This window comes from Corallococcus sp. 4LFB, from assembly GCF_046520365.1.
GTDB classification, from domain to species: domain Bacteria; phylum Myxococcota; class Myxococcia; order Myxococcales; family Myxococcaceae; genus Corallococcus; species Corallococcus caeni.
In genome coordinates this window covers 1-6,054 of record NZ_JBKGHJ010000492.1, presented here as the reverse complement: position 1 = coordinate 6,054, position 6,054 = coordinate 1, and the positions used below count along the sequence as shown (strand labels likewise).

General features: G+C 72.8%; 4 protein-coding genes and 1 pseudogene. 1 reads left to right on the top strand and 4 read right to left on the bottom strand.

Annotated elements, in window-relative coordinates; genetic code table 11:
* Both ACLEQD_RS34935 and ACLEQD_RS34930 read right to left on the bottom strand, forming a co-directional pair.
* A partial coding sequence (locus tag ACLEQD_RS34935) for a CheR family methyltransferase (RefSeq protein WP_410390061.1) occupies window positions 1-877 on the bottom strand: 877 nt, incomplete at its 3' end.
* The gene (locus ACLEQD_RS34930) at window positions 874-1,437 is read right to left on the bottom strand and encodes a chemotaxis protein CheW (protein WP_410390060.1); all 564 of its coding nucleotides are present in this window, start codon (window positions 1,435-1,437) and stop codon (window positions 874-876) included. The genes ACLEQD_RS34935 and ACLEQD_RS34930, both read right to left, overlap by 4 nt.
* 250 nt (window positions 1,438-1,687) lie before the next feature.
* On the opposite strand from ACLEQD_RS34930, the pseudogene ACLEQD_RS34925 reads away from it, so the two are divergent.
* Window positions 1,688-2,845, top strand: a pseudogene (locus ACLEQD_RS34925) (serine/threonine-protein kinase); the annotation flags it as partial.
* Window positions 2,846-3,089: 244 nt separating this feature from the next.
* Here the strand turns inward: ACLEQD_RS34925 and ACLEQD_RS34920 are convergent.
* Together ACLEQD_RS34920 and ACLEQD_RS34915 are read right to left on the bottom strand one after the other, a co-directional pair.
* Window positions 3,090-4,235: an acyl-CoA dehydrogenase family protein gene (locus ACLEQD_RS34920; RefSeq protein WP_410390058.1), complete on the bottom strand. Its 1,146-nt coding sequence runs from the start codon at window positions 4,233-4,235 to the stop codon at window positions 3,090-3,092.
* A gap of 50 nt (window positions 4,236-4,285) precedes the next feature.
* Window positions 4,286-6,054 (bottom strand): carboxypeptidase regulatory-like domain-containing protein (locus ACLEQD_RS34915; protein ID WP_410390056.1); only part of this gene is annotated, 1,769 nt, incomplete at its 5' end.

Genomic DNA, 6,054 nt, shown 5'->3' with positions numbered 1-6,054 from the left:
CGGCGAAGGTCCCCGGCGTGTCGCGCAGCGGGGACGCGGCCTCGGCGGCGGCCCACGGCTCCAGGGGCAGGCGCAGGACGGGGGTGCCGTCCACGTCCAGCGTCTCCAGCCCCATCCCATTGGTGAGCGGCACCTCCGCGGGCGACACGAAGAGCAGGCCGCCCGGCGCGAGCGCGCTCACCAGCCGGCTGAGCACCGCTCGCACCAGCTCCGGCGTGAAGTAGATGAGGACGTTGCGGCAGAAGATGGCGTGGAAGCCCATGGACGGCACCGCGTCCGTGGCCAGGTTGTGGCGGCGGAAGTCCACCGTGCGCACGACCTCCTGGGCCACGGTGTGCTGCGTGTCCTGCCCCGCCGCGCCGGGGTGCGGCGCGAGGAAGCGCTTCTCCAGCTCCGGTTCGATGCGCCGCAGCGACCAGGGGCTGTACACGCCGGCCTTGGCGCGCTGCAGGGCGCGGCCGGACACGTCCGTCGCCAGCACGCGGAAGCGCCCGCCGTTGCCCAGCCCCGCGGACATCAGCGCCATGGCGATGCTGTAGGGCTCCTCGCCGCTCGCGCAGCCCGCGCTCCAGACGTGGAACGGGGCGCCCTGGTGCAGCCGGGCCCGCGCCACCAGCGCGCGCAGGTGCTCCGGGTGGCGGAAGAAGTACGTCTCGCCGATGACGGCGTGCTCGATGAACGCCTCCACGGCCATCGGCTCGCGCATCAGCAGCTGGCGCAGGAAGGCCGCCCCGGACAGGTTGCGCGACAGCGCGGCGCGGGCCAGCGCGGGCTCCAGCGAGCGACGCAGGCTGCTCGCGAGCGTCAGGCCGCAGGCGCTCTGGAGCACCTCCTCGACCTTCGCGAGCGTTGCGTCGTCGAGAAGCCCGTCGCTCACAGGCCCTCCGTGCCGTTCAGGAGCGCGCTCGTGCGGAGCAGCGGACGCAGCCCCTCCGGCGTGCGGCACAGCCCGGCCATCAGCCCGGTGCCGTCCCAGGGCAGCTTCTCCTCGCCGCCCGGCGTGCCGTCCACCAGCACCGGCGTCTCCACCAGGTCCTTCACCCGGTCCACCAGCAGCGCCACCATGCGGCCCGCGTCCACCACCACCAGCAGCGAGTCCAGGTCCGGCGTGCGCTTCACGCCCAGCAGGCGCGCCACGTCCACCACCACCGCCGGGCTGCCGCGGTAGACGAAGGAGCCGGACACGTGCACCGGCGCGCCGGGCAGCGGATCCAGCGCCACCAGCCGCACCACCTCCTGCACCTGCCTGGCGGGCACGAGCGCGGTCGTGTTGCCTGCCTCCACGGTCAGGTAGAGGCCGGGCAGGCGCACCTCGCCCTGCAATGAGACGAGCTCCTGGCGCAGCTGGTTCTGCTCCGCCTCCAGCGCGCTCAGGCGCTGTTGCACGGAGACCCGGCGCGCCTGCGGAGGAACGGGGACTCTGGGGGTGTCGGCCATCGAAGAAGAACTCCGCCCGCCGCGTGGCGGGCAGGAAGAAAAACCGTAATCCGGGAGCACGGTCCAAAGCAATGCGGGCTTACCCGAAGGTCGCGACTCACATCCCCCCCTGCGACCGGGGTCGTGGTTGCCCCGACGTGGTGGATTCCGGACCCCCTTGGGGTGCGCCGCACCGGCGAGTTGTGCTTGGATGAGCTTGCGCTGCTTTTGCCGGAGAAACCATGCTGCACGCAGCTTCTAGGGGACACGAATGATCAAGAGCGATTCCCCGAGCCCTGAGGCCCCGGGAACGGATCCGCTCATCGGCCGGACGTTGAACGGCCGCTTCAGCATTCTGGAGCCCCTGGGCGTCGGTGGAATGGGCAAGGTGTACCGCGCCCTGCAGGCACCGCTGGAGCGCGTCGTCGCGCTCAAGGTGCTCAACCCCAACTTCCCGAGCAGCCGCGACCCGGGCTTCCAGAAGCGCTTCCTGCGCGAGGCGTCGCTGACCTCGAAGCTGCGGCACCCGAACACCGTCACCGTCATCGACTACGGGCAGACGGACGACGGCATCTACTACATCGCGATGGAGTACCTGGAGGGGCGCACGCTCCAGCAGGTGCTGGGCCAGGCGGGCCCCCTGCCCTGGGCGCGCGCGGTGTCGGTGGCGCAGCAGGTGTGCCGCTCGCTGCGCGAGGCGCACGCGCTGGGCATCATCCACCGCGACCTGAAGCCCGCGAACATCATGATCCTCAACGAGGCGGATCAGGACCTGGTGAAGGTCCTGGACTTCGGCCTCGTGAAGTCCGTGGCGCCGCAGCAGGAGGGGCCGGTCAGCCCCGAAATCACCCAGAACGGCACGTTCCTGGGCTCGCCGCAGTACATGGCGCCGGAGCAGGCGCGCAACGTGGCGGACGCCCGCAGCGACGTGTACTCGCTGGGCATCATGCTGTTCCAGATGCTGATGGGCCGGCCGCCCTTCATCGCGCGCGACCACATCGAGCTCATCTTCGCCCACTACAAGGAGCCGCCCCCCACCTTCCAGGCCGTGCGCCCGGACCTCGCGGTGCCGCCTGAGATTGAGATGGTGGTGCGCCGCTGCATGGAGAAGGACCCGGCGCGGCGCTTCCAGACGATGGACGAACTGCTGGAGGGCCTGCGCGAGGCGCACATGGCCGCGGGCGGCAACAGCGGCGTGTTCCGCCGGCTGGGCGGCGCGACGACCACGGGGCCCTACCCCTCTCCGCCGACGACGGGCCCCTACGCGTCCCCGCTGTTCGCCAACGTGGGCAACGCGGAGCCCGCGGACGGCGGGCTCGCGGTGGACATCAGCGTGGACGTGCCGCCGGACGTGCAGCGCGCCCGCCAGCGCACGCTCATGATGGGCGCCCTGGGCGGCGCGGCGGCCCACGCGGGGGAGCTGGCCGGCGTGGTGGCCATCCTCCAGCGCTTCAACCTGGACGCGGGCAAGGCGACCCTCGTGGCGCCCCTCCTCCTCGACTTCCTCAAGTCCCGCCTGGACCCGGGCCTGGTGGGGAAGATCCTCGCCGTGGCCCCCATGCTCGCGGGCGGCGCCGGGGGCGGCAGCGGCCCCCAGGGCGGTGGCGGGCTGGGCGGGATGCTCGGCGGCCTCCTGGGGAAATAGGACCGGCGACAGCAGGCCGCGTGAGCGGCTACAGCGCCATCGTCCCGGCGATGATCTCCTTCATCACCTCGGACGTGCCGCCGCCAATGGTGAGCATGCGCACGTCGCGCCACGCCCGCGCGACGTGTGACTCCTCCACGTAGCCCATGCCGCCAAGGAATTGCTGGCAGTCATAGGCCACGCGCTGGGCCAGCTCCGTGGTGAGGAGCTTGGCCATGGCGATCTCCTTCACCGGCTTCTGCTTGCGTCTGCGATTGAAGAGCTGCACCGCCTGATAGGTGAGCTGCCGCGCCGCCTCCACGCGGGTGGCGTGGTCCACGAAGGTGTGGCGCCACACCTGGAAGTCCAGCAGCCGCTTTCCAAACGCCTGACGCTCGCGGCCGTAGCGGATGGCTTCCCGCAGCAGGTCGTCCATCACCGCCACCGTGTAGAGCGCCGTCACCAGGCGCTCCGCGTGGAAGCTGTTCATGATGTGGAAGAAGCCGTCGTTCTCCCGGCCCAGCACGTAGCGGGCGGGGATGCGGCAGTCCTCGAAGTAGAGGATGGCCATGTCCGACGAGCGGTGCCCCACCTTCTGGAGCTTCTTCGACACGGCGAAGCCCTTCACGTCCGTGGGCAGCGTCACCAGCGAGATGCCCGGCGCGCCCTCCCCTCCCGTGCGCACCGCCAGCACCAGGAAGTCCGCGCGGGCGCCGTTGGAGATCCACGTCTTGGCGCCCTGGATGACGTAGTCGTCGCCGTCCCTGCGCGCGGTGGTGCGCAGCCGGCCCAGGTCCGAGCCCGCGTCCGGTTCGCTCATCGCCAGCGCCGCGATGCGCTCGCCGGTGAGCGCGGGGGCGAGGAACTCGCGCTTCTGTTCGTCGGTGCCCAGCTCGTTGATGACCGGCGTGGCCATCTGCCCCTGCACCAGCAGCGACATCGCCACGCCGCCGTTGCGCGCCCGCGCCAGCTCCTCCGCGAACGCGGCCACGTACCAGAAGTCCAGCCCGCTGCCGCCGTAGGCAGGGTCGTGGCTGATGCCGAAGAAGCCCAGCTCGCCGCAGCGGCGGAAGACGTCGCGGGGGAACTCGCCGGCCTGGTCCCACTCCAGCGCGTGCGGGGCCAGCTCCTTCTCTGCGAACTGACGCACGGTGCGGCGGAACGCCTCGTGCTCCGGAGTGAAGCGCTCATCCATGGGGCCGGATGCTGTCAGGGCCCGCCCCGCGCTTTCAAGCCGCGCGGCCCTCAGCGTGCGCGGGTGAACGTGAAGGACAGCGGCTGGCCGCTCCGGTGGAGGGCGAGCACCGCGGGGCTGCCCGGCGCGCCCAGCTCGCGCCGCCGCGCCTCGCCCGTGTCCAGCACCACCGCCCCGTCGATGGAGCGCACCACGTCCCCCACCTGGAGGCCCGCGACGTCCGCGCCCTCGGCGATGCCGCTGATGATGACCTCCCGTCCGCTCATGCCGAAGCTCAGGCCCAGCCGGCCCGGCTCCACGCGCTGGAAGCCCAGGCGCCAGTCGCCCAGCTCCTGCGTCTTCCCGGCGGCGAGCGTCACCCGCCGGTCCACCAGCTCCCGCCCCCGGCTCCACGCGGTGAGCCGGTGCGGGCCCGGGGCCAGGTCCTTCAACTCGAAGCGGCCGTCCGCGCCCGTCGTGGGGGACGCGAGGCCGTCCGCGTCCACGTACGCGCCCGCCAGCGGCTCGCTCGTGCGCGCATCCACCAGCCGTCCGGACACACCGCCGCCCGCGTCCACCACCACCTCCACGGCGGCCTCCGCGCCCGACGCGAGCGTCACGTCCACCTTGCCCGCGCGTCCGTCCGCCAGCGTGGCCGTGACGGTGACGGGCGTGGGGAAGACGTCGTCCACCTGGAAGGCGTCCCCGGAGAACTGGCGCTCCACGCGGGAGAGGAAGTCGTCCTCGCCGCGCGCGGCGGTGACGGTCAGCGTGAAGCCTCGCACCTCGCGGCCTCCCGCGGAGCGGACGGTGCCCTTCAGCCGGGCGGCGGGCTTCAGCTGGAGCGTGAGCTCCTTCTGGGACGCGGACACACGCGCGGCCTCGCCCTGCCGTCCGCCGTTCGTGGCCCAGACGCGCCACGCGTCCGACCCCAGGCCGTCCAGCGCCAGCACCGCCTGTCCGGACGCGTCCGTCAGCTCCTCCGCCTGGATGTCCGTGCGGCCCGCCTCCGTGGCCATCACCGTCGCGTGGACGCCAGGCGCGCCGTTGGGCTCCAGCACCGTCACGCGGAGCGGCTTCTTCGGCTCGCCCACCACCAGGTCCACGTGGCGCCGGCCGCCCGCCTCCAGCGCCACCACCTGCTGCTGGTCGCCGTTCTGGAAGCGCAGCTCGGACAGCCACGCACCCAGCTGGTAGCGCCCCGCGCCCACGCGCATCGACCACGTTCCATCCGGCTTCGCGGGCACGTCGACGGACTCGAAGGCCGGGGCGCCCACCCGGTACGCGGAGACCGTCACCGCCCCCGCCGGCCGCCCTCCGTCCTCCTTGCGCACGGTCCCCTCCAGCACGCCCTCGTCCACGAGCTTCAGCCGCGCCGTCGCCGTCTTCCCCGCCTCCACGCGCACGGGCTGGCGCACGGCGTCCTCGCTGTCCGCGCGGCGTGCCACGACGTACACGGTGCCCTCCGGCACGTCCTCCAGCACGAAGCGTCCCTGCGCGTCTGTCATTGAAGGCAGCGCGTCCGGCAGGGGCCGCCACTTGAGTCGTGCCACCACCGTCACGCCGGGGAGCGGCGCCTCCGCGCCATCCACCACCGTGCCCTCGATGCGCCCCGGCACCGCGAGCTCCAGCACCACGTCGAAGCGCTGCCCCGCGAGCACGCCCAGCCCCCTGCGCAGGAGCGGCTGAAAGCCCGGAGCGCTCACCTGCACGTCGTAGGCCCCCGGCGCGAGCCCGCCCACCTCGAAGCGCCCGTCCTCCGCCGAACGGGCCTGGAGCAGCTCCGCCCGGTCGCCACTGCGCGCGCACGCCCACCGTGGCGCCGGCAACGGCCTCACCC